Origin of the sequence: Plantactinospora sp. GCM10030261 (assembly GCF_042666615.1) — a bacterium.
Lineage (GTDB): Bacteria > Actinomycetota > Actinomycetes > Mycobacteriales > Micromonosporaceae > KBS50.
Genome location: NZ_JBHTDD010000023.1, coordinates 87,653 through 110,734 on the forward strand (window position 1 = coordinate 87,653; position 23,082 = coordinate 110,734).

The 23,082-nt window shown below is 70.6% G+C and carries 21 protein-coding genes and 1 pseudogene; 16 read left to right on the forward strand and 6 right to left on the reverse strand.

Annotation, left to right across the window (positions count from 1 at the left end; translation table 11 throughout):
• Positions 1–70 precede the first annotated feature (70 nt).
• The 10 genes from araB (at position 71) to ACFQUZ_RS24090 (ending at position 13,179) form a co-directional block, all read left to right on the forward strand.
• Positions 71–1,750: a ribulokinase gene (gene araB / locus ACFQUZ_RS24045; RefSeq protein ID WP_377446061.1), complete on the forward strand. Its 1,680-nt coding sequence runs from the start codon at positions 71–73 to the stop codon at positions 1,748–1,750.
• Entirely contained in the window at positions 1,747–2,451 is a 705-nt protein-coding gene (locus ACFQUZ_RS24050; RefSeq protein ID WP_377446062.1) for an L-ribulose-5-phosphate 4-epimerase, read from the forward strand. Before araB ends, ACFQUZ_RS24050 begins: the two co-directional genes overlap by 4 nt.
• Before the next feature lie 76 nt (positions 2,452–2,527).
• Positions 2,528–3,520, forward strand: coding sequence for an ABC transporter substrate-binding protein (locus tag ACFQUZ_RS24055; RefSeq protein ID WP_377446064.1), 993 nt, complete (start codon positions 2,528–2,530; stop codon positions 3,518–3,520).
• A gap of 93 nt (positions 3,521–3,613) precedes the next feature.
• Entirely contained in the window at positions 3,614–5,155 is a 1,542-nt protein-coding gene (locus ACFQUZ_RS24060; RefSeq protein ID WP_377446066.1) for a sugar ABC transporter ATP-binding protein, read from the forward strand.
• Complete coding sequence (locus ACFQUZ_RS24065; RefSeq protein WP_377446067.1) at positions 5,152–6,222, forward strand: ABC transporter permease; 1,071 nt, start codon at positions 5,152–5,154, stop codon at positions 6,220–6,222. The genes ACFQUZ_RS24060 and ACFQUZ_RS24065 overlap by 4 nt, the downstream gene beginning before the upstream one ends.
• Positions 6,219–7,211, forward strand: a complete 993-nt coding sequence (gene yjfF / locus ACFQUZ_RS24070) for a galactofuranose ABC transporter, permease protein YjfF (protein ID WP_377446069.1) — start codon at positions 6,219–6,221, stop codon at positions 7,209–7,211. The genes ACFQUZ_RS24065 and yjfF overlap by 4 nt, the downstream gene beginning before the upstream one ends.
• A 49-nt stretch (positions 7,212–7,260) precedes the next feature.
• The gene (gene araA / locus ACFQUZ_RS24075; RefSeq protein WP_377446071.1) at positions 7,261–8,763 is read left to right on the forward strand and encodes an L-arabinose isomerase; all 1,503 of its coding nucleotides are present in this window, start codon (positions 7,261–7,263) and stop codon (positions 8,761–8,763) included.
• 368 nt (positions 8,764–9,131) lie between these two features.
• On the forward strand, positions 9,132–11,213 hold the full coding sequence (locus ACFQUZ_RS24080) for an RICIN domain-containing protein (protein WP_377446073.1): 2,082 nt from the start codon (positions 9,132–9,134) through the stop codon (positions 11,211–11,213).
• 476 nt (positions 11,214–11,689) lie between these two features.
• Entirely contained in the window at positions 11,690–12,679 is a 990-nt protein-coding gene (locus ACFQUZ_RS24085) for a LacI family DNA-binding transcriptional regulator (protein ID WP_377446074.1), read from the forward strand.
• A 65-nt stretch (positions 12,680–12,744) separates the two neighbouring features.
• The gene (locus ACFQUZ_RS24090) at positions 12,745–13,179 is read left to right on the forward strand and encodes a MarR family transcriptional regulator (RefSeq protein WP_377446106.1); all 435 of its coding nucleotides are present in this window, start codon (positions 12,745–12,747) and stop codon (positions 13,177–13,179) included.
• Between the two features lie 170 nt (positions 13,180–13,349).
• Here the strand turns inward: ACFQUZ_RS24090 and ACFQUZ_RS24095 are convergent.
• Positions 13,350–13,732 (reverse strand): annotated as a pseudogene (locus tag ACFQUZ_RS24095) (VOC family protein).
• A gap of 149 nt (positions 13,733–13,881) precedes the next feature.
• Here ACFQUZ_RS24095 and ACFQUZ_RS24100 point away from each other — a divergent pair.
• A complete protein-coding gene (locus ACFQUZ_RS24100; RefSeq protein ID WP_377446076.1) occupies positions 13,882–14,352 on the forward strand; it encodes a VOC family protein in 471 nt (156 codons plus the stop codon).
• 3 nt (positions 14,353–14,355) lie between these two features.
• Here the strand turns inward: ACFQUZ_RS24100 and ACFQUZ_RS24105 are convergent, their stop codons facing one another.
• The 3 genes from ACFQUZ_RS24105 to ACFQUZ_RS24115 form a co-directional block, all read right to left on the reverse strand.
• A complete protein-coding gene (locus ACFQUZ_RS24105) occupies positions 14,356–15,372 on the reverse strand; it encodes a hypothetical protein (RefSeq protein WP_377446077.1) in 1,017 nt (338 codons plus the stop codon).
• A 258-nt stretch (positions 15,373–15,630) separates the two neighbouring features.
• A complete protein-coding gene (locus ACFQUZ_RS24110) occupies positions 15,631–16,428 on the reverse strand; it encodes an NAD-dependent deacylase (RefSeq protein ID WP_377446078.1) in 798 nt (265 codons plus the stop codon).
• On the reverse strand, positions 16,425–17,207 hold the full coding sequence (locus ACFQUZ_RS24115) for an NIPSNAP family protein (protein ID WP_377446079.1): 783 nt from the start codon (positions 17,205–17,207) through the stop codon (positions 16,425–16,427). The genes ACFQUZ_RS24110 and ACFQUZ_RS24115 overlap by 4 nt, the downstream gene beginning before the upstream one ends.
• A 123-nt stretch (positions 17,208–17,330) precedes the next feature.
• Between ACFQUZ_RS24115 and ACFQUZ_RS24120 the strand changes: the two genes are divergently transcribed.
• Complete coding sequence (locus tag ACFQUZ_RS24120; RefSeq protein WP_377446080.1) at positions 17,331–17,807, forward strand: Rrf2 family transcriptional regulator; 477 nt, start codon at positions 17,331–17,333, stop codon at positions 17,805–17,807.
• A 68-nt stretch (positions 17,808–17,875) separates the two neighbouring features.
• On the opposite strand, the gene ACFQUZ_RS24125 is transcribed toward ACFQUZ_RS24120, so the two are convergent.
• Complete coding sequence (locus tag ACFQUZ_RS24125) at positions 17,876–18,577, reverse strand: GIN domain-containing protein (RefSeq protein ID WP_377446082.1); 702 nt, start codon at positions 18,575–18,577, stop codon at positions 17,876–17,878.
• A gap of 212 nt (positions 18,578–18,789) precedes the next feature.
• On the opposite strand from ACFQUZ_RS24125, the gene ACFQUZ_RS24130 reads away from it, so the two are divergent.
• The 4 genes from ACFQUZ_RS24130 to ACFQUZ_RS24145 are packed head-to-tail and all read left to right on the forward strand — an operon-like array spanning position 18,790 to position 22,284.
• Positions 18,790–19,644, forward strand: coding sequence for an ABC transporter ATP-binding protein (locus ACFQUZ_RS24130; RefSeq protein WP_377446084.1), 855 nt, complete (start codon positions 18,790–18,792; stop codon positions 19,642–19,644).
• A complete protein-coding gene (locus ACFQUZ_RS24135) occupies positions 19,641–20,492 on the forward strand; it encodes an ABC transporter permease (protein ID WP_377446085.1) in 852 nt (283 codons plus the stop codon). The genes ACFQUZ_RS24130 and ACFQUZ_RS24135 overlap by 4 nt, the downstream gene beginning before the upstream one ends.
• Positions 20,492–21,673 carry a sensor histidine kinase gene (locus ACFQUZ_RS24140; protein WP_377446087.1) on the forward strand — a complete coding sequence of 394 codons (1,182 nt, stop codon included), beginning with the start codon at positions 20,492–20,494 and terminating at the stop codon, positions 21,671–21,673. Before ACFQUZ_RS24135 ends, ACFQUZ_RS24140 begins: the two co-directional genes overlap by 1 nt.
• Entirely contained in the window at positions 21,670–22,284 is a 615-nt protein-coding gene (locus ACFQUZ_RS24145; RefSeq protein WP_377446089.1) for a response regulator, read from the forward strand. The genes ACFQUZ_RS24140 and ACFQUZ_RS24145 overlap by 4 nt, the downstream gene beginning before the upstream one ends.
• A gap of 29 nt (positions 22,285–22,313) precedes the next feature.
• On the opposite strand, the gene ACFQUZ_RS24150 is transcribed toward ACFQUZ_RS24145, so the two are convergent.
• A complete protein-coding gene (locus ACFQUZ_RS24150) occupies positions 22,314–23,081 on the reverse strand; it encodes a thioesterase II family protein (RefSeq protein WP_377446090.1) in 768 nt (255 codons plus the stop codon).
• Position 23,082 lies beyond the last annotated feature (1 nt).

Consider the following 23,082-nt stretch of genomic DNA (forward strand, 5'->3'; position numbering starts at 1 on the left):
TGCGGCGGGCGTCTTGACGACAGTGTATGTGAGCGTTAACACTATCCCCGGTCGTGCTTCGGAGGTGGTCGTGAGCAGGGTGGACGGTACCGACGAGCGCTACGTGGTCGGCATCGACTACGGCACGCTCTCCGGACGGGTCCTGGTGGTGCGGGTCCGTGACGGCGCGGAGGTCGGCACCGCGGTGCACGAGTACCGCCACGGTGTGATCGAGACGGCGCTACCCGGCGGCGGGCCGGCGCTGCCGCCGAACTGGGCGTTGCAGGACCCGGAGGACTACCGGGACGTGCTGCGGCACGCCGTGCCGGCCGCGCTGGCCGACGCCGGCGTCGATCCGTCCCGGGTCGTCGGCATCGGCACCGACTTCACGGCGTGCACGGTTCTGCCGACGCTCGCCGACGGCACGCCGCTGTGCCAACTCCCGGACCTGCGCGATCGCCCGCACGCCTGGGTCAAGCTGTGGAAGCACCACGCAGCACAGCCGCACGCCGACCGGATCAACGCCCTGGCCCACGAGCGGGATGAGCCGTGGATCGGCCGTTACGGCGGCAAGATCTCCGCCGAGTGGCAGTTCGCCAAGGGACTGCAGATCCTGGAGGAGGATCCCGAGGTATACCAGCGGGCTGACCGCTTCATCGAGGCGGCCGACTGGATCGTGTGGCAGTTGTGCGGCACCGAGACCCGCAACGTCTGCACCGCCGGCTACAAGGGCATCCGTCAGGACGGCCGCTATCCGGCGAAGGACTACCTGGACGCGCTCCACCCGGACTTCGTCGACTTCGTGACCAAGCTGGACGGCCCGCTGCTGCCCCTCGGTGACCGGGCCGGCTCCCTCAGTGCGCGGGCGGCCGCCTGGACCGGGCTGCCGGAGGGCATCGCGGTCGCCGTCGGCAACGTCGACGCGCACGTCACCGCTGCCGCCGCCCAGGCCCTCTCGCCCGGCCGGCTGGTCGCCATCATGGGCACGTCCACCTGCCACGTCGTCAACGGCACCGACCTGGCGGAGGTGGCCGGCATGTGCGGTGTGGTGGACGGGGGAATCAGTCCGGGTGCCTGGGGCTACGAGGCCGGGCAGAGCGGGGTCGGGGACATCTTCGGCTGGTTCGTCAGGCATGCCGCCCCGGCTGGGATGGACTCACACGAGCGGTTGACCGAACTGGCCGCCGCCCAGCCGGTCGGCGCCCACGGCCTGGTGGCACTGGACTGGTGGAACGGCAACCGCTCGCTGCTTGTCAACCACGACCTCAGCGGCCTCGTCGTCGGGCTGACGCTGGCCACCCGGCCGGAGGACGTCTACCGGGCGCTGCTGGAATCCACGGCGTTCGGGACACGCATGATCATCGAGGCGTTCGTCGAGGCCGGGGTGCCCGTCACCGACCTGGTGGTCGCCGGTGGCCTCACCTCGAACCGGCTGCTCATGCAGATCTACGCAGATGTCACGAAGCGTCCACTGAGCATCATCGGCTCGGCCCAGGGCCCGGCACTCGGGTCCGCCATCCACGCGGCGGTCGCCGCCGGAGCGTACCCCTCGATCCACGAGGCATCGGCCGCGATGGGCCGGGTGGACGAGGGTGTCTACCGGCCGAACCCCGCCGACGCGCGGGCCTACGACGCGCTCTACGCCGAATACCGCACGTTGCACGACCACTTCGGGCGCGGTGGGGACGACGTCATGCTCCGCCTACGGGCGATCCGGAACGCGGCCGCGGTGACGGTCCAGGCGGACACCGAGAGGGAGGTGGTCGGATGAACGCCGACCTGGCCCGGCGGGTCGCCGAGCTGCGCGGAACCGTGGCCCGCCTGCACGGCGAGCTGACCCGGTACGGGCTGGTGGCGTGGACCTCCGGCAACGTGTCGGCGCGGGTCCCGGGACAGGATCTGATGGTCATCAAGCCCAGCGGGGTGGACTACGCCGACCTGACGGCGGACACCATTGTCGTCTGCGACCTCGACGGGAACGTCGTGGACGGCGAGGGCGCACCGTCCAGCGACACCGCGGCACACGCGTATGTCTACCGCGCGATGCCCCAGGTCGGTGGCGTCGTCCACACGCACAGCGGGTACGCGACCGCGTGGGCCGCCCGCGGTGAGGCGATCCCGTGCTGGCTGACCGCGCAGGCCGACGAGTTCGGCGGGGAGATTCCGATCGGGCCGTTCGCGCTGATCGGCGGGGACGACATCGGCAAGGGGATCGTCACCGTGCTGTCCGGACACCGGTCGCCGGCGGTACTGATGCGCAACCACGGGGTCTTCACGATCGGCAGGGACGCCCGCGCGGCGGTCAAGGCGGCGGTGATGTGTGAGGACGTCGCCCGCACCGCGCACCTGGCCCGTGCGCTCGGCGAACCGGCGCCGATCGCGCCGGCCGACATCGACGCCCTGCACGACAGGTACCAGAACGTCTACGGACAGCGTCCCGCGACCGGGACCGCACGATTCGAATCCGCCTGACGCAGCACCATCCATCACAGCCGGGTCTACGCCGCTCGTCGGCGCGGCCCGGGTACCCAACCCCCGAGGAGAACCGATGAGAAACAGGAGAATGGGACGCAACGTCGTCGCGGTGCTCGCCGCCGCGCTACTCGTCGGCGGCGCGGCGGCCTGCGGCAACAGCGACACCGGCGGCGACGGCGGCGGCAACGAGAAGATCGTCCTGGGCTTCTCCCAGGTCGGTGCCGAGAGCGGTTGGCGGACGGCGAACACCACCTCGATCAAGGAGGCGGCTGCCGAGGCCGGCATCGAGTTGAAGTTCGACGACGCGCAGCAGAAGCAGGAAAACCAGATCAAGGCGATCCGCAACTTCATCCAGCAGCAGGTGGACGTGATCGCCTTCTCGCCGGTTGTGGAGTCGGGCTGGGACACCGTCCTCAAGGAGGCCAAGGACGCCGGCATCCCGGTGATCCTGACCGACCGCGCGGTGGACTCGCCGGACAAGACGCTCTACAAGACCTTCCTCGGCTCGGACTTCGTCAAGGAAGGCCGGCTGTCCGGCGAGTGGCTGGTGGAGAACACCAAGGACGCCACCGGGCCGGTCAACATCGTCGAACTCCAGGGCAGCACCGGGTCGGCCCCGGCCAACGACCGCAAGGAGGGTTTCGCCGAGGCGATCGCCGCGAACCCGAACCTGAAGGTCATCGCCTCCCAGTCGGGTGAATTCACCCGGGCTGGCGGTAAGCAGGTGATGGAGCAGTTCCTCAAGGCGAACCCGAAGATCGACGTGCTCTTCGCGCACAACGACGACATGGGGCTTGGCGCGCTGGAGGCGATCACCGCGGCCGGCAAGACGCCGGGCAAGGACATCATCATTATCACCATCGACGCGGTGAAGGATGGCATGCAGGCCCTCGCGGACGGCAAGTTCAACTTCATCGCGGAGTGCAGCCCGCTGCTCGGCCCACAGCTCATGGACCTGGTGAAGAAGGTCCACGCGGGCGAGGAGGTGCCTGAACGGATCGAGACCGAGGAGACCACCTTCACCCAGGAGCAGGCCAAGGCGGCGTTGCCGAGCCGCAAGTACTGACCGGCGTCGGGGTTGTCGCCGCCGCTGCGGGGCGGCGACCCCGGCCCGTCGCTCGCCTTCCGCACCGACATCATCCAGAAGAGGTCTGATGGGATGACGGATAGCCGTCCGGTCCTGACGATGACCGGGATCAGCAAGTCCTTCCCGGGGGTCCGCGCGCTCCACGACGTCGATTTCCGGCTCTTCCCGGGCGAGGTCCACGCCCTGATGGGCGAGAACGGCGCCGGGAAGTCGACGTTGATCAAGGTGTTGACCGGCGTATACGGCATCGACGAGGGCACCGTCACCCTCGGCGGTGAGCAGGTCGCCTTCACCGGGCCGATGCGTGCCGCGGCGGCCGGCGTGAGCACCGTCTACCAGGAGGTCAATCTCTGCACCAATCTGTCGGTGGCGGAGAACATCTTCATCGGTCGGGAGCCACGCCGGCTCGGTGGCGTCCGGTGGCGTGAGATGCGCCGGCGGGCGCGGGAGCTGCTGGCCCGGCTCGACCTCGACGTCGACGTCACCACCCAGCTCAGTGCCCACTCGCTGGCCGTGCAGCAGATGGTGGCCATCGCCCGCGCCATCGATGTGCGGGCCCGGGTGCTCATCCTCGACGAGCCGACCTCCAGCCTGGACGCCGACGAGGTGGAGCAGCTATTCCGGATCATGCGCCAGCTCCGGGACGAGGGCATCGCGATCCTGTTCGTCACCCACTTCCTCGACCAGGTCTACCGCATCGCCGACCGGATCACGGTGCTGCGCAACGGCACGCTGGTGGGCGAGTACCAGACCGATGAGCTGCCCCAGTTCAGCCTCGTCGAGAAGATGATCGGCAAGGAATTGGACGCGTTGGAGCGGCTCGACGAGCAGCAACGGCGGACCGCTCCGGCCCCGACCGGCGGTGCCGCCCTGGTGGAGGCGGCGGAACTCGGCCGCAAGGGTGCCGTCGTGCCGTTCACGCTGCGCGTCCAGTCCGGCGAGGTGGTCGGCCTGGCGGGCCTGCTCGGCTCCGGGCGTACCGAGGTGGCCCGGCTGCTGTTCGGTGCCGACCGGGCCGACCACGGCCACGTCGCGGTCGACGGCGGTCGGGTGCCGCTCCGGACGCCGACCCAGGCGATCGACCGTGGCATCGGGTTCTGCTCGGAGAACCGGCGCGCGGAGGGCATCGTGCCCGAGCTGACCGTGCGGGAGAACATGATCCTGGCGATGCAGGCGGCGCGCGGCTGGTCGCGGCCGATTCCGCGCCGCCGCCAGGACGAGCTGGTCGACAGGTACGTCAAGGCGCTCAGCATCCGGCCGGCGAATCCGGAGCTGCCGGTCCGCAACCTGTCCGGCGGCAACCAGCAGAAGGTGCTACTGGCCCGATGGCTCATCACCGAGCCGCGCCTGTTGATCCTCGACGAACCCACCCGCGGCATCGACATCGGCGCCAAGACGGAGATCCAGCGACTGGTGGTCGAGCTGTCCGACGGCGGCATGGCAGTGCTGTTCATCTCCGCCGAACTGGAGGAGGTGCTGCGGCTGAGCCACCGCGTCGCCGTCATGCGGGACCGGACGATGGTCGCCCAACTCGACAACGACGACACGCTCGACGCCGACCGCGTCATGCAAACCATCGCCAGCGGATCCCACCGGGAGGAGGTGAACCGATGAACACCACCACGGGTCGCCTCCGCGCCCTCACCGGGCACCGGCTGTTCTGGCCCGCCCTGGTGCTCGTCCTGATGCTTGTCGCCAACACGGCGTACCGCCCCGGCTTCCTGTCCGTCGAGGTCAAGGACGGGCATCTCTACGGTACGCCGATCGACATCCTGCGGCTCAGCGCGCCGTTGATCCTCGTGGCGCTCGGCATGACGCTTGTCATCGCCACCGGCGGCATCGACCTGTCCGTCGGCTCGCTCTGCGCCATCAGCGGCGCCATCGCCTGTCTCTACATCAGCGAGGCGCCCGACCAGAACAGCCCGGCCACCGTCCTCACCGCGCTCCTCATGGCCTTCGGAGCGGCGCTCGTCCTCGGCGCGTGGAACGGGGTGCTGGTCGCCGTCATCGGTATCCAGCCCATCGTCGCCACGCTGATCCTGATGGTGGCCGGCCGGGGCGTCGCCCAACTCATCACGGAGGGTCAGATCATCACGATCAACTCCGGGCCGTACCGGGCGATCGGCCTGGGGCACGTCCTGACCCTGCCGCTGGCGATCTTCATCGCCCTGGGCGCGACCCTGCTCGTCGCCGCGCTCACCCGCCGCACCGCCCTCGGCCTGATCGTCGAGTCCGTCGGCGGCAACGCCGAGGCGAGCCGGCTGGCCGGCATCCGGTCGGGCCGCGTGGTCTTCCTGGTGTACGTGGTCAGCGCCGCCTGCGCCGCGGTGGCCGGCTTCATGATGACCGCCAACGTGTCCAGCGCCGACGGGAATTCCGCCGGCCTCTGGGTGGAACTCGACGCCATCCTCGCGGTGGTCATCGGCGGCACGTCCCTCGCGGGCGGTCGGTTCTTCCTGGGCGGCACGATCCTGGGCGCGCTGTTCATCCAGACCCTCACCACCACGGTGTACGCCATGAACATCTCGCCGCAGACGTCGCTGCTGTTCAAGGCGGTCGTCGTCATCGCCGTGTGCCTCATCCAGGCGCCGGCGTTCCGGGCGAAGTTCGGCCGGCGCCGGCGTGACCCCGCGCCCGGGTCGATGGCGCCCCAGCGGGAGAAGGAGCAGGTGCCGGCATGAGCAGCACGTCGTTGACCACCCCCCGTGCCTGGCGGCCCACCCTGCCCCGCCGGCACGTGCCGGTGCTGGCGACCCTCGCCCTGCTGCTGGTCATGTACGGCATCGGGGTCTCCCAGTACCGGGCGTTCTCCAACGTGCAGGTCGTCTTCAACGTCTTCATCGACAACGGGTTCCTGCTTGTCGTCGCGGTCGGGATGACCTTCGTGATCCTGACCGGCGGGATCGACCTGTCGGTCGGCTCGGTGGTCGCCATGACGGCGATGGTGTCGGCCGCGCTGCTGCGGGACGGGATGCCGGCCGCCCTGGTGCTGGTGATCGCGTTGCTGATCGGCCCACTCCTCGGGTTCCTGATGGGCTGCGCGATCCACTTCTTCGACATCCAGCCGTTCATCGTCACCCTCGCCGGCATGTTCTTCGCCCGGGGCATGTGCACGTTCATCAGCGACGCGTCCATCCCGATCACCGACGGGTTCTGGACCACCATGTCGCAGCAGCGCATCGGCGATCGTACCGGCAACTTCGTGTCGATAAGCGTGCTGATCGCCTTCGTCGTCGTCCTCGTCGCCGCGTACGTGCTGGCCTATACCCGGTTCGGCCGCAACGTGTACGCCATCGGCGGCAACCCGCAGTCGGCACTGTTGATGGGGCTGCCGGTGGGCCGGACCCGGATCGCCGTCTACACGGTCAGCGGGTTGTGTTCGGCCATCGGCGGCATCCTGCTGTCGTTCTACACCCTCTCCGGGGCGCCGTTGATCGCCATCGGCATGGAACTGGACGTGATCGCCGCCGTCGTCATCGGTGGCACGGTGCTCAGCGGCGGGTCAGGTTACGTGTTCGGCACGGTCCTCGGCGTGCTGGTGCTGGGCGTCATCCAGACCCTGATCACGTTCGACGGCAGCCTCAACTCCTGGTGGACCAAGATAGTGATCGGCGGGCTGCTCTTCGCCTTCATCGTTCTGCAGCGCCTCATCGGCATCCGGTTCAAGTGACCGTCCGACCGGCGTTCACGTGACCGTCCCACTCGCGGAAGGCAACAACATGGCAACGCATCCCCAGCCCGAGGTCTGGTTCCTCACCGGAAGCCAGGGCCTGTACGGCGAGGACACCCTCCGGCAGGTGGCCGACCAGTCCCGGCAGATCGCCGCGCGGCTGGACGAGTCGCCGGGGATTCCCGTGCGGGTGGTCTGGAAGCCGGTCGTGACCTCCAGCGCGGCCATCCTCGACGTCTGCCGGGACGCGGCCGCGCAGGGAGCGGTCGGGGTGATCGCCTGGATGCACACCTTCTCGCCGGCCAAGATGTGGATCGCGGGGCTGGACGCGCTGCGGACCCCGCTGCTGCACCTGCACACCCAGGCCAACGTCCGGCTCCCCTGGGACGAGATCGACATGGACTTCATGAACCTCAACCAGGCGGCGCACGGGGACCGCGAGTTCGGGTACATCCAGACCCGGCTCGGGGTGGCGCGCAAGACCGTCGCCGGTCACGTGACCGACCCGCGGGTGGTCGGGCGGATCGGTGCCTGGGCCCGCGCCGCGATCGGCTGGTCGGCGGTGCGGTCCCTGCGGCTGGCCCGGTTCGGGGACAACATGCGCGATGTCGCCGTGACCGAGGGCGACAAGGTCGAGGCGGAACTGCGATTCGGCGTGTCGGTGAACACCTACGGCGTCAACGACCTGGTCACGGCGGTCGACGAGGTGGCCGACGCCCAGGTGGACGACCTGGTCAAGGAGTACGACGACACGTACCGGGTCGACTCGCAGTTGCGGCCCGGCGGCCCGCGCCACGACTCGCTGCGTTACGCCGCGCGCCAGGAGATCGGCCTGCGCGCCTTCCTGGACGAGGGCGGATTCCGGGCCTTCACCACCAACTTCGAGGACCTGGGCGGCCTGCGTCAGCTGCCCGGCATCGCCGTGCAACGGCTGATGGCCGACGGGTACGGCTTCGGTGGTGAGGGCGACTGGAAGACGTCGGTGCTGGTCCACACCCTGAAGGCGATGGCTGTCGGGTTGCCCGGCGGGACGTCCTTCATGGAGGACTACACCTACGACCTCAGCCCCGGCGAGGAGCTGGTGCTCGGTGCCCACATGCTCGAGGTGTGCCCGACGATCGCCGCCGGCGTGCCGACCGTCGAGATCCACCCGCTCGCCATCGGCGGCCGGGAGGATCCGGTACGGCTGGTCTTCGACGCTGATCCGGGGCCGGCCGTGGTGCTCGGCATGGCGGACCTGGGGGAGCGGTTCCGGCTCGTGGCCAACGTCGTCGACGTCGTGCCGCCACCCCGGCCGCTGCGCCGGTTGCCGGTGGCCCGGGCGGTCTGGCGGCCCCGTCCCCACCTCACCGCGTCGGCGGAGGCGTGGATCACGGCCGGCGGACCGCATCACACCGTCTTCTCCCGGGCGCTCGGCGTGGAGGAGCTGCGCGACCTGGCCGAGATGAGCCGGACCGAACTGGTGGTCATCGACGCCGACACCGAGCCGCACCGGTTCGCCGACGAACTGCGGTGGAATCAGGCGTACTACCGGCTCGCCCGGGGTTTCTGACCGCCGGCTGATGACGCATGACGGGTGGCCGCCCGCGCTCCGCGCGGACGGCCACCCGTCCCGTACGTCCGCGCTCCGCCGTGCCATCCCGGTGCGCGGTCGGGCTGTAGAGACCTTGCGTGTTACGTCTTGACTAACGCAATGTTATCGCTCACAGTCAATAGCGAGGGCAATCGATATGCCGGGCCGTTGGGCCCGTCGCTAGACGCGGTTTGCGGGGGCCGGCGCGACTGACGGGCGGCAGGCGCCGTTTCTGACTCGCGCTGGTGTTAACGATCACACAAGGTGCTCCGCAGGCGTGCCGGCCCGGAGATCCGGGCCGGGTGGCTTCCCGACGAGCCATTCCAGTCTGTCATCGAAGGAGGATTATGGTTGCCATCGGTGGGTTCCCGCGGGCCGTGCCGCGTCCGCATGGGTGGTGGTCACGGATGGCCGCCGCCGTGGTGGCGGTGGTGGTAGGTGGTGCCCTGGTGGGCGTCGTGCCGTCACCGGCGTCGGCGGCGACGGTGGATCCGAACGCCTGGTACGTGCTTGTCAATCGCAACAGTGGCAAGGCGCTGGACCTCTACAACCAGGCGACGAACGACGGGGCCCGGATCACCCAGTGGTCGCGTAACAACGGGAACTGGCAGCAGTGGCAGTTCGTCGATTCCGGCGGTGGATACTACCGACTACGGTCCCGACATTCGGGCAAGGTGCTGGATGTCTACAACTTCTCGACGGCCAACGGCGCGAGCATCGTGCAGTGGGCGGATCACAACGGCACGAATCAGCAATTCCGGTTGGCGGACTCGGACGGCGGCTACGTGCGGTTGGTGAACCGGAACTCCAACAAGGTGGTGGAGGTGCAGAACGCCTCGACCGCCGACGGGGGCAACATCGTCCAGTACGACGACTTCAACGGAGCGCATCAGCAGTGGCAGCTGGTGCGGATGGACGGCCCCGGCACCCCCGGCGGTAACTTCACAAACCCGGTCGTCTGGCAGGACTTCGCCGACGTCGACATCATCCGGGTCGGCGACGTCTACTACATGTCCGCCTCGACCATGCACTACTCGCCGGGCGCTCCGGTGCTGCGCTCCTGGGACCTGGTGAACTGGGAGTTCGCCGGGCACTCCGTACCCCGACTGGACTTCGGCGCGAAGTACGACCTACCCAGCGGCAGTCAGGCGTACGTCGACGGCATCTGGGCCTCCACGCTGAACTACCGGCCCAGCAACCAGACGTTCTACTGGGCCGGCTGCGTCGACTTCGCCCAGACGCACATCTACACCGCCTCCGCCGTCGACGGCACCTGGAGCCGGCACACCACCCTCCCCAACTGCTACTACGACGCCGGGATGCTTATCGACGACAACGACACCATGTACGTCGCGTACGGCAACGGCACGATCAGCGTGGCCCAACTGTCCGCCGACGGACGCACCCAGGTGCGGGCCCAGCAGGTGTACCAGACCCCGTCGAGCATCGGCACGCTGGAGGGGGCCCGCTTCTACAAGCGCAACGGCGCCTACTACATCTGGCTTACCCGGCCGGCCAACGGCCAGTACGTCCTCAAGTCCACAAACGGCCCGTTCGGCCCGTACGAGCAACGGCAGGTGCTGCTCAACCTGCCAGGACCCATCTCCGGCGGTGGGGTGCCGCACCAGGGCGGCCTGGTGCAGACCCAGAACGGCGCCTGGTACTACATGGCGTTCACCGACGCGTACCCCGGCGGTCGGATGCCGACGCTGGCGCCGATCACCTGGACCAGTGACGGCTGGCCACAGCTGCAGACCGTCAACGGCGCCTGGGGCCTCAACTACCCCAACCCGCTGCCGTCGCGGCCGGTCAAGCCGCTCACCGGCTCCGACACCTTCCCGGGCAGCACGTTGGGCGTCCAGTACGAGTGGAACCACAACCCGGACAACAGCCGGTGGTCGGTGAACAACGGGCTGCGCCTGCAGACCGCGTCGGTGACCAACGACCTCTACCGGGCCCGCAACACGCTCACGCACCGGATCCAGGGGCCGACCTCGACCGGCACCGTCGAACTGGACTACTCGACCATGCGCGACGGCGACCGGGCGGGGCTGGCGATGCTGCGCGACGCGTCGGCCTGGATCGGCGTCCGGCGGGACAACGGCGCCACGCGGGTGGTGATGACCAACGGCCTGACCATGGGCAACAACTGGGACACCACGAGTACCGGTACCGAGGTCGCCAGCGCTCCCGTCTCCGGCGGTCGGATCTGGCTGCGGGCCAACGCCGACATCCGCCCGGGCTCGGGCCGGCAGGCGCGCTTCTCGTACAGCACCGACGGGGTCACCTTCACCCCACTGGGTAATGCCCTGACGCTCAACAACAACTGGACGTTCTTCATGGGCTACCGGTTCGGCATGTTCAACTACGCCACCCAGGCTCTGGGCGGCGCGGTGACGGTCCGCCGGTTCGACCTGACCACACCGTGACCGGGGTCATTCACCCGGGTGACCTGAGGATGTTCGCCGAGAGGTCTGCCCGCGTTCCGGGCGGACCGCTCGCTCCGGCGGCGCTTCTCGGGTGGCGCGTGCGGTCGTCGGCCGCGAGCACGCCCGGACCGGGTATGCCTCAGAGTCATTCTCATACCGGGAGGTCTACCGACGAGCACGCCGTTGAGGTCCACCATCAGCCGGTTCTCCGCCGTCACGCGTTCGACGCGGCGGGCCATCAGCAGACGTACGGCCCGTCAACATCCGGACACGAGGGTTCCCGTTACCGGTTACGCCACGACGATGACCAGCGGGACGACTGGCGTAGACTGTCGGTGATCCAGTCTCGGACCGCCCGGCACACGGGCGTGACGGCTGCGGAAGCGGTTGCGTGTGACGTGACGCCGCTCCCGGGCCGTCGACCGAACGCGGTCGCCGGTGGGCGGGGAAGTGAGGTGGCCGTGCGGGGTCCTGCGATGACGGACGTGGCTCGCCTCGCCGGCGTCTCCCACCAGACGGTGTCCCGGGTCCTCAACGGGCATCCCAACGTGCGGGAGCAGACCCGGTTGCGGGTCCAGGCGGCGATCGCCGAACTGGGTTACCGGCCCAACCGCGCCGCCCGCGCTCTGGTCACCGGCCGGTCCCAGGTGATCGGCGTGGTCGCGCAGAACACCACCCTCTACGGTCCAGCCTCGTTGCTCGCCGCCTTCGAGCAGGCAGCGGCCGAGGCGGGTTTCGCGGTCAGTGTCGGCAGTGTCCGGGACCTCGACCACCGGTCCATCTCGGCGGTGGTCGAGCGTCACCTGGCGCACCGGGTCGGCGGGGTGGTGGTGATCGCGCCGGTCGAGTCGGCCGGGGAAGCCCTGGAACGATTGCCCCACGACGTTCCGCTGGTCACCGTGGACGGCGACCCGCGCCGGACAGCGCCTCTGGTGACGGTCGATCAGGTCGCCGGCGCCCGGGCCGCCACACAGCACCTCCTCGAGGCCGGCCACCGGACGGTCTGGCACGTGTCCGGTCCACCGGACTGGTTCGACAGCGCCGGCCGGATCGAGGGCTGGCGGGAGGCGTTGCGGCTGGCCGAGGCCGAGGTGCCACCGTTGGTCCCGGCGGACTGGTCCGCCGCCGCCGGATACCGGTGCGGGCAGATGCTGGTCCGGATGCCGGAGGTCACCGCGGTGTTCACCGCCAACGACCATCTGGCGCTCGGCGTGCTGCGGGCGCTGCACGAGCACGGCCGGCGGGTGCCTGACGACATCAGCGTGGTGGGCTTCGACGACGTGCCGGAGGCCGCGTACTTCATCCCTCCGCTGACCACCGTCCGACCCGACTTCGCCGCGGTCGCCCGGGCGAGCCTTGACCTGCTGCTCGCCCAGATCGAGTCGGACCCCGCGGGTCCGCTGCGACAGACCATCGCACCGACCCTGATCCCCCGCCGCAGCGTCGGCCCGCCGCCGCGCCACTGAGCCGCGCCGGTACGCCGCGTGCCCGGTACGCCGCGTGCCCGGTGCATGGTGCCCGGTACGGCCCGGTGCCCGGACCGTCGTCGGTCCGGCCCAGGGCGGATCCGAGTCGCCGGTCGGTCGGGGCGGGGCCGGATGGTCACCGCCCGGGTGGCACCGGCGGCCGAGGTCGAGCCGGGCAACTCGCCGAGCAGACGAACCTCACCACCGGTGCGATCACCAGCATGATCCGCCGGCTGAAGCAGGCCGGCTACGTCACCGCCGAGCGCGACCCCGCCGACCAGCGCCGGGTCATCATCACGCTGGTGCCAGGCAGCGTCGAGAGCGGCACTCGGTTGTACGCATCCTTCGGCCAGGCGATGGCAGCCGTTGTCAGCGGTTACGGCATCGAGGAGTTGCGGCTGCTGGCGCGGCACTACGACGAGATGAGCGCCGTCTACCAGGCTCAACTCGCCGGGCTGCGCCACGATGGGGCGACCGGCGGGGACACCGTACGCGATTGACCCGGTGGTGCCGCGACCGAGGCGTCCGGACGGGGGCACCGCTCGCGACTGACCTGCCGCCGAATCGTCTGGACGAGGTCCGGCGGCGACCAGCCGTCAGCCGCGATCACCGGATGTCGCGCTGTCCAGGGCGGCGCTGGCCGCCTCGTCGGCTGGGTGACGGCACGGGATCACGCGACGCAGAACTCGTTGCCCTCGGGGTCCAGCATGACGACATGTCCCAGGACGTCGCCGTACCACTCCTCGCGGACCACCGTCGCGCCGGCGGCCACCAACTGGGGCACCCGCTGCCGGATCAGCCGCGCCCGCTCCGCCATGTCCCAGGGACCCAGGCCGGCCACGCGGACGTCGATGTGCATCCGGTTCTTGGCGGTCTTGCCCTCCGGCACCCTCAGGAAGGCTATTGCGGGCCCCGGCCGTCCGGGTCGACGATCGAGGCGTTGTCGGGCTCGTCGTGCCCAGGCTCCTGGACATAGCCGAGCGCAACGGCCCAGAAAGTCGCGATCCGCTGGGGATCGTCGGCATCGCAGCCCAGTGTCCAGTGGGTCGCCATGGCGCCAACCTACCTCGGCCAGATCCTGGGTGCGGCTCCCGGCACGCGTTCGTCTCCCGGTGGTGTGGCGACGGCGGTGGTCAGCAGAATGAGATAGCTGGTGAGCATCCAGGGCACCAACCCCAGACTCTTCAACCCTGAGGACATCCATGACCCACGACCAACCACCACCGCCCCCGGTACGCCAGCTCCGGCTCGTCGTCGAGGCGGAGGACTACGAGGCGGCCCTGTCCTTCTACCGAGACGTGCTCGGCCTGCCGGAGCAGGCGGCGTTCTCCAGCGGCGGCGGGGCGCGGGTCGCCATCCTGGACGCCGGTCGGGCCACCCTGGAGATCGTCAACCCGGCGCAGAAGCGCTACATCGACGAGGTGGAGGTGGGGCGCCCGGTGGCGCCGAAGATCCGCGTGGCGTTCGAGGTCGACGACGGGCCGGCGACGACCGCGCGGCTGGTCGACGCTGGCGCCACCGAGGTGGCGCCGCCGACCGGTACCCCTTGGAAGTCGGTGAACTCGCGACTGGATGCGCCGGCCGGGCTGCACATCACCGTCTTCCAGGAGACCGCCACCCTGGCGGAGCGCACCAGCGAGCCGGGGTTCGGCACCGAGGGACCGGTCCCGTAGCGGTCAGGAGGGCTGGGTCTGGGAGAAGATGTCGTTTATCGCCTTCTGCCCGGCGGCCCGCTTGTCCGGTGGCGCGATGATCGCGGCCCCCACCTGCCAGTGTTTCGTCACGCCGCCGGCCTCGCGGGTGAAGTAGTGGCTGGTGTCCAGCGCGTATCGGCCCTTCTCGGTCGTCGTCTCGTAGTACCAGGTGTCCGGGTCGTGCTGCTTGGCCTTCGCGCCCGGGTCGAACCACTCGAGGTTCAGCCGGGCGCGCTCGGCCGCGCCGCACCGGTCCGGGCAGGGGCGGAGCATCACGTGCAGCTTCTGGCCGGGGGTGGGGTTCTTCTCGTCGACGCACTGCCAGAGCCTGGCGTCCGGCAGGTCGATCTCACCGGCCATGCATCCCCAGGTCCCGGGCGTGCGGAAGGCGAACGGCCAGCCCCTGAAGTCCATCGTCCAGGTGTTCTCACCGGCGGCGAAGGTCGGACCCACGATGGCGCGGGCCGGCACCTGGCGCAGGGTCGGCTCCTCGCTGCCGCCGGTCGACGGGGCGGTGGGGGCCGACCCGGTGGGGTCCGGCGTGGTCGTTCGGTCGGACGGTGAGGTCGGCTCGGCCGGCACCAGCGGTCCGGTGGGGAGGGCAGCAGGGTCCCGCGACTCGTCGTCCTGAAGGGCGGCCCAGATCCCCGCCCCACACGCGCAGAGGGCGAGCAACAGTGAGATGGCCAGCAGGACGATCGTGGCCGCCATGCCGCGGTACTTCTGCGGCGGGGGCCCCAGCGAGCCGCCGATGAAGGCGATCATCGGTGCCCGGTACTCCAGCTCGACCGTCTGCCCGGGGTGCACCGGCACGGTCGTCTCGGCCACCCCGATCCGCGGCGGCAGCAGATAGGGCACGTGCACGTGCACGTGGTGCTGCCCCGGGGACACCGGGACTACGGTCCGGCTCCAACCGGCGGGCACGGCGTGACCGTTCACGGCGAGGTGCGGCTTGAACAGACCGAGGAGGAAGGTCAGGGGCGAGTACCGGGCGGTCACCGCGATGGCCGTGGCACCCTGGCCGGGGTATCCGCCGGGCGGCGGTCCGCCAGGCCCCGGGGGCGGCGGTCCGCCGGGCCCGGTGGGCCAGGACGACGGTTGGTGCGGTTGGTACACGGTGTTTCCTCCGCTCGCTGAGCCATGGGCGCACCACATAATCCACCATGGAGACGCCGTCGGGAGCCCCGCATCGTACGGCCACGGCGGGTGGTCACGCGAAGCGGTACCAGGCCACGGAACCGGAGCCGCCGTGCCGCTTCACCCGGATGCCTCCGGCCACGCGGTCGTGACCAGGCCCGGAAGGATCCGGGCCGCGGTGCCGCGGAGGCTGAGGGTGCAGATCCCGTCCAGCGGGGTCGGCTCCGGGTTCACCTGGATCACCGCTGCCCCGGACCGGGCCGCGATCCGGGGGATCTCCGCGGCCGGATACACCACGCCGGAGGTGCCGACCGTCAGCAGCACATCGCAGGTGGCGGCGGCGTCGGCCGCGGCCGTCATCGCCGCCTCGGGGAGTGGCTCGCCGAACCACACCACACCCGGTCGGACGAGTGACCCGCAGTCCGCGCACCGGGGCGGCGGGATGCGGCGGCCCTCGGCCCGGTCCGGCGCGTCGGTGATCGCTCCGGCCGGCGGCTCCTCGACCCGTACCGGGTGCGCGGCCGGCCCCACGCAGCGCGGGGCGAAGAGGCTGCCGTGCAGCTGGACGACGCTCCGGGTGCCGGCCCGCTCGTGCAGGTCGTCGACGTTCTGGGTGACGACGGAGGTGCCGGGGACGCGGGTCTCGATGGCGGCGACAGCCACGTGGCCGGGGTTGGGCTCGGCCTGTCGCACCCGGTGCCGCCGCCATTCGTACCAGCCCCAGACCAGGTCCGGATCAGCGTGGAACGCCTCGGGTGTGGCGAGCCGGTGGGCGTCGAACCGCGCCCACATGCCGGTGAGGTCGTCCCGGAAGGTCGGCACGCCGCTCTCGGCGGAGATGCCGGCGCCGGTGAAGACCACGATGCGGCTCGCGTCGCCGAGGAGTCGGGCGGCCTGGTGCGACGGGTCTTCGTTCACGGGGCGATATCCTGCCACCCGGCCGGGCCGCCAGCCGGTCGCGGATGGCGCGAGGTTGCCGTCGGTTGCAGGTGGAGCAGTTCGTCGGTCGCGCCGGCGGCCGCCAGCCGGCCGGTGATCCGCCGCCAACGTTCGTCGCGGGCGAGCCGGGTCGCGGCGTCCAACCAGTGTTCGGCGTCCGGAAACACCGCCAGCCACACCACGTGCCGGCCGTCGCGCACCGGGAGCCAGGGGAACGTGTTGGGGCTCGGCTCGGTGCGCCACATCGCCACCGGCACGCCGAGACGCTGCCGGAGCACCTCGTGCCCGAGGCCGGCCAGTGTCGACTCCGGATCGTCGCCGGTCGTCCACGACCACACCTGGGCCACCGCCCAGGTCGTGCTGGCCGTCGTCCCGGGTCCGCCGAGGCTCACCGGGTCGGTCGGCGGATGCGCCGGGTCGGTCGGCCGCAGCAGGAGTACGTCATCGCTATCGATCATGGTGGCGTTGGCCGCGTCCCGGTGCGTCCGCCATACCGGCCCGAGGTAGAAGGCTTCCAACGCCTCGTGGCGCTGGACCATCGATTCGAAACCTCGGAACCACACGAACCGGTCGGGGTTGTCGCGGTCCCGGAACTGACCGCCCAGCCGCATGCCGGCCTGTTCCTGACCGTCGACGAGCCACCGTTGGAACAACCGCCGCAGGTCGTCGAAGCCGCCCGGGCGCAGCAGGTAACGACGCATCTCGACCACGGCGCAGCCGGCGAGTCCACCGGCCGGAGAGTCCCCGGATTCGCGCACCATCAACTCCTATCCGTAACATGAGTTGTTACTCATTATGCTGATCAACGCCGCGCGCGCAACCCCCGCGCTATGGTGGCGAGCGCGGGCCGAAGCCCGGTGCGGATGGGGAACGGGGTGGCCATGGCGAGCAACAGTCGTCTCACCGTGGCCGTACACGCCCTGTGCTGGCTCGCCCTCGCCGAGCGACACGGCCGCGCGGGGCTGACCAGCGAGCAGATCGCCGCCAGCCTGGAGAGCAATCCGGTGGCCGTCCGTCGGGCGCTCGGTCCGTTGCGCGACGCCGGCATCATCGCCACCGACCTCGGCCCCGGCGGCGGCTGGTCGTTGCGGCGTCCTGCCGCTGACATCACCCTCGCCGACGTCTACGCCGTGGTCGAGCCGGGAACGGTATTCGGACTGCACCCGCACCAGCCCCGCCAGGACTGTCCCGTGGGGCACGGCATCGGGCCGGTGCTGGCCGACATCTACGACGGGGTGGCGCGGGCCGTCGCCAGCGAACTCTCCCGGCACACGATCAGTGAGGTCCTCGACACGCTGCTGCGGCAGCACCCGCTGCCGACCCAGTGGCCCGGGGTGCCGACGGCACGCGGCGCCTGACGTCCCCTTAGGAGACGGCCGGGGCGGATCCGCCGCCTGACGGTCCACCAGGATCAGGGCCGGCCGGGTCAGCCGGCGGAGACCTTGCCGGAACCGTCCACCTTGCTGGTGACCTTGGCATCCCCCAGGTGCGTGATCGAGCCGCTGCCGTCGATCCGCGCGTCGAGGGTGCGACTCACCCGCACCTTCGCGTCGCCCGAGCCGTCGACGGTGACCGTGGCCTCGTCGCTGCTCAGGTCGTACGCGGAGTATCCGCCGGCCTCCAGGGTCACGGTCTGCCGGGTCGCCCTGCCGATGGCGGTCACCGTGCTCGTCCCGGTCAGGTCGACCGTGAGCGCCGCTGCGTCGATCTTGTCGGCCGTCACCTTGCCCGAGCCGTCGATGGCGATCGCGACGTTCGACGATCCGCTGAAGTCGACCCGCGCCTTGCCCGAGCCGTCGATCGTCACGGACGCCAACGACGAGACGGTGAGCCGGTAGCTCCAGTCGCCCCGCAGGGTGGACCCCCTCGTCTTGCCCAACTCGAGCGTGTCCCCGTCCACCCGGCTGGTGAGGCTGTCGATGACCTTGTCCCCCGCGGTGACCTCCAGCCTCGGCGGTCCGACCGAGACGACGAGGTCCCCGGTGGTCTTGAGCACGACGGCGGTGACGTCCGGGATGTCCCGCGTCTGGGTGACCGGATCCCCGGCGGGCAGGACCAGCGCGCAGCCGGACAGGCCGATGCCGGTGAGCGTGGCGAGGACCGCGGCAACCAGACGGCGACAGGACACCGCGAACTCCCTCCGACGACGACTTCCCCATCCTGGCACGCGGGTGCGACGCTGGGGATGGCGCGAACTCGCCAGCGGGGGAGCGACACGCGCCGGCCGCGCGACTTCGGCGGTGGCTCCGGCCCCGCGGCCCGGTGTCCACCGGTCGGTGGACAGGGCCTGTCGACTCACCGGTTGTCCCGCCAAGCCGGGGTCACCACGACGATGAACACATGAGCGAGTCATCTGCCGTACGTGTTCGTGGTCTGACGAAGCGCTACCGCGGCAACGCCGCGGTGGACGGTGTCGATCTGGACATCCCCCGCGGCGAGATCTTCGCGCTGCTGGGTCCCAACGGCGCCGGCAAGACGACCACGGTCGAGATCCTCGAGGGCTATCGGGACCGCGACAGTGGCGAGGTCTCGGTCCTCGGCGAGGACCCGCAGCGGGCCGGTCGCCGGTGGCGCTGCGGCATCGGCATCGTGCTGCAGGACGTGTCCGACCTGAGCGAGCTGACGGTACGAGAGACGGTCCGCCATTTCGCCCGCTACTACCCCAACCCGCGCGATCCCGACGAAGTCATCGCGACGGTGGGACTGACCGAGAAGGCCAGATCCCGGGTCAGCACGCTGTCCGGTGGACAACGCCGGCGCGTCGACGTCGCGGTGGGCATCGTCGGCAATCCCACGCTGCTCTTCCTCGACGAACCGACCACCGGCTTCGACCCGCAGGCTCGTCGGCACTTCTGGGAGCTGATCCGGTCATTGGCCGCCGAGAACGGCACCACGGTGCTGCTCACCACCCACTACCTGGAGGAGGCCGAGAACCTCGCCGACCGGGTCGCCATCATCGCCTCCGGTCAGATCGTCGCCGACGGTGACCCGGCCACCCTCGGCGGTCGCGCCGAGGCCAGGGCGTCGGTGTCCTGGATGGAAGAGGGTGAGCACCGGTCGCGCGAGGTGGACGACCCGGGCGCGTTGATCGCGGAACTCACCGCCCGGCACGGCGGCGCGGTGCCCGGGCTCACAGTGACCCGGCCCAGCCTGGAAGACATCTACCTCGACCTCATCGGGAGCGGTAAGTCATGACCACGACCTCAACCAAGCCGCGCTCGGATCGGGCGGCCGGCTCGGAATCCTCGGCCCTCGTCCTGGGTTTCCACCGTGGCGTCATCGAACTCAAGGGATTCTTCCGCGAGTGGGACAACGTCGCCTTCACGTTCGCGCTGCCGATCGTGCTCCTGCTGCTGCTCGGCTCGTTGTTCGACGGCGTGTACGAGGGAAGCACGGTGACGTCGGCGCAGTATATGGTGCCGAGCATGATCGCCGCTGGCGTCGTCTCGGCCACCTTCGTCAACCTCGGCATCAACATCGCCGCGGACCGTGAGGACGGCACGCTCAAGCGGCTGCGCGGCACCCCGATGCCCAAGTCGGCGTACTTCATCGGCAAGGTCATCATGGTGCTGGTGATCGGTTTCGCCGAGGTCGCCATCATCCTCGGCCTCGGGGTGGCGCTGTTCGACCTGGCGCTTCCCACCGATCCGGCCAAGTGGCTCACCCTCGCCTGGGTGTTCCTGCTGGGCGTGGTCGCCTGCTCCTTCCTCGGCATCGCGGCCAGCAGCCTCGCCCGCAGCGAACGCAGCGCGGGGGCGGTGATGCACCTGCCCTACATCGTGTTGGCCTTCATCTCGGGCGTCTTCTTCACCCCGATCGGCGCGTTGCCCGACACGCTGGCCCGGTTCGGCGCGTTCTTCCCGCTGAAGTGGATGGGTCAGGGGTTCCGGTCGGTGTTCCTGCCCGACACGATCCTGCCGCAGGAGATCGTCACCACCTCCTGGGAACACGGCCGTACCGCGCTGGTCCTCGGCGCCTGGTGCGTCGGTGGGCTGATCCTGTGCCTGACGGTCTTCCGGTGGCGGGGGCGGCGGGAGCGGTAATGCCGATGCCCAGCCTGCCGGCCCCGCTGCGCGCCTTCTCGCTGTGGGAGGTCTACTTCGGGGCCGCGGCGGGGACCACGATGGTTCTCGTCGCCGCCACCGGCTCCGAGCCGGTGGCGGCGCGGGCGTGGGCGCTTGCCGCGTTGGCCGGACTGGCTGGCTGGTACGTCGGCTACGGACGCCGATTGATCATGAATGAGATCGAGGACCGGCGGGCATACGTGTACTTCGCCGGGGTCGTCGTCCTGTTCGTGCCGGCCGTGCTGCTTGTCGACTCCTCGTCGTACGCGCTGATGGCCCTCTGCCCCCAGCCGTTCTTCCTGATGCCCACCCTGCGCGCGACCGCGGTCGTGCTGGTCCTCAACGGGCTCGACGTCGCGGCTGCCTACCTGGACATCCGTGACTGGGGCGAGACGGTCCGGGGACCGCTGCCGGTGTCGATCATGGTCGTCGTCGGGACGGCCGTCTTCGGCTCCTGGGCGCGCAGCGTCTCCGCGCAGAACGACGAGCGCGCCCGACTCATCGACCAGCTCAACGGATCGCGCACCGAGGTGGCCCGACTGTCGCACGAGGCGGGGGTGCTGGCCGAGCGGCAACGACTCGCGGGCGAGATGCACGACACGGTCGCACAGGGACTCACCAGCATCATCATGCTGATCCAGGCGGCCGACGCCGACGCCGCCCGGGACGTCGACCAGGCGCGCCGGCACCTCGCCCTGGCGCTCGCCACCGCCCGCGACAACCTGGCCGAGGCGCGCGCCTTCGTCGGCGCGCTCACCCCGGCAGATCTGACCGGCTCCTCGCTGCCCGAGGCGCTGCACCGGCTGGTCGACCGTTTCGGCCAGGAGACGTCCGTGCCGGCCACCTTCGGCGCCGCCGGGATGGTGGAGCGGTTGCCCACGGCGGTGGAGGTGGTGCTGCTCCGCGCGGTGCAGGAGTCCCTGGCGAACGTGCGCAAGCACGCCGGGGCGAACCGCGTCGCCGTGCGCCTGGAGCGCACCGCCGCCGCCGTCTCCGTCACGGTCACCGACGACGGCCGCGGCTTCGCCCCCGATCAACCGTCGAGCGGGTACGGACTCAGCGCGATGCGTGCCCGCGTGGAACAGGTCTCCGGCACGGTGTGCGTCGACTCGGCGCCCAACCGTGGCACGACCGTACGGGTAGAGGTGCCCTGCCAATGATCTCGGTTCTGCTTGTCGACGACCATCCGGTGGTCCGGTCCGGAATCCGCGCCATGCTGGACGGGGAGGACGACATCCGGATCACGGGGGAGGCGGGTTCGGGACCCGAGGCGCTGGCGGCGGTGCGGGCCGCCGCGCCGGACGTCGTCCTGATGGACCTGCGAATGCCCGGCATGGACGGGGTCACCGCGACCGGCGAGATCCTCGCCATCTCGCCGGACACCCGCGTGGTGGTGCTCACGACGTACGAGACCGACGGCGACATCCTGCGCGCCATCGAACTCGGCGCCACCGGCTACCTGCTCAAGGACATCCCGCGTACCGATCTCGTGACGGCGGTGCGCACCGCCGCGCGCGGCGAGACCGTCCTCACGCCGTCGGTGGCGAACCGCCTGTTCCAACGGGTGCGGCGGCCACAGGTCACGTTGTCCCCCCGGGAGATCGAGGTGCTGCGGTTGGTGGCTCGTGGCATGTCCAACGCCGAGGTGAGCCGCGCCCTGCACATCAGCGAGGCGACGGTGAAGACCCACCTGCTGCGGTCGTTCACCAAGCTCGACGTCTCGGACCGGACGGCCGCGGTCACCACCGCGATGACGATGGGCCTGCTGTAGGAGGGACGGCCGCTGCCGCCGGGACCGGCTCAGGGGGTGTCCGGCCAGGCCGGCGCGCCCAGGTCGGCGACCACGTCCGCCACCACCGTCTCGTGGTGGTCATCGAGGTAGAAGTGGCCCCCCGGATAGGTGCGCAGCCGGAACGGACCGTCCGTGTAGCCGGCCCAGTCCGCCACCTGCCCGGCCGGTGCCTCGCTGTCGTCCCGTCCCGTCAGTGCCGTCACGGGGCAGCGCAGCCTGGGTGTCCACCCGACCCGTCGGGTCTCCTGCGCCCGGTAGTCGGCCCGGATCGCCGGAAGCACCAACGTGCGTAACTCGGTGTTGTCGAGGAGCCGGTGCGGGTCGCCACCGAGCCGGCGTACCTCGCTGACCAGTCCGGCGTCGTCGCGCAGGTGGACAGTTCCCGGGCGGTGGTGCCGGGGCGCCGGCGCCCCGGAGACGAACAGGTGCAGCAGCGGGGCCGTCCCGTGACGGTGCAGCCGCCCGGCGACCGCGTGGGCCAGCGCGGCACCCATGCTGTGCCCGAGCAGGGCGAGCGGGCGGTCCCGCAGGCCGGCGACCGCGGCGGTGATCAGGTCCGCGAGGCGGTCGAAGTCGGCGACGCACGGCTCGTCGAGGCGGTCCTCGTGCCCCGGATACTGCACGGCGTGCAACTCGACGTCCCCGGGCAGGCTGGCCGGCCAGCGGCGGAACGCGCTGGCGCCGCCACCGGCGTGCGGCAGGCAGACCAGGCGCACGGCCGCCCCGGGAACGGGCGCCGGGCAGCGCAGCCACCGCAGGGCATCCTCGTTGACCATG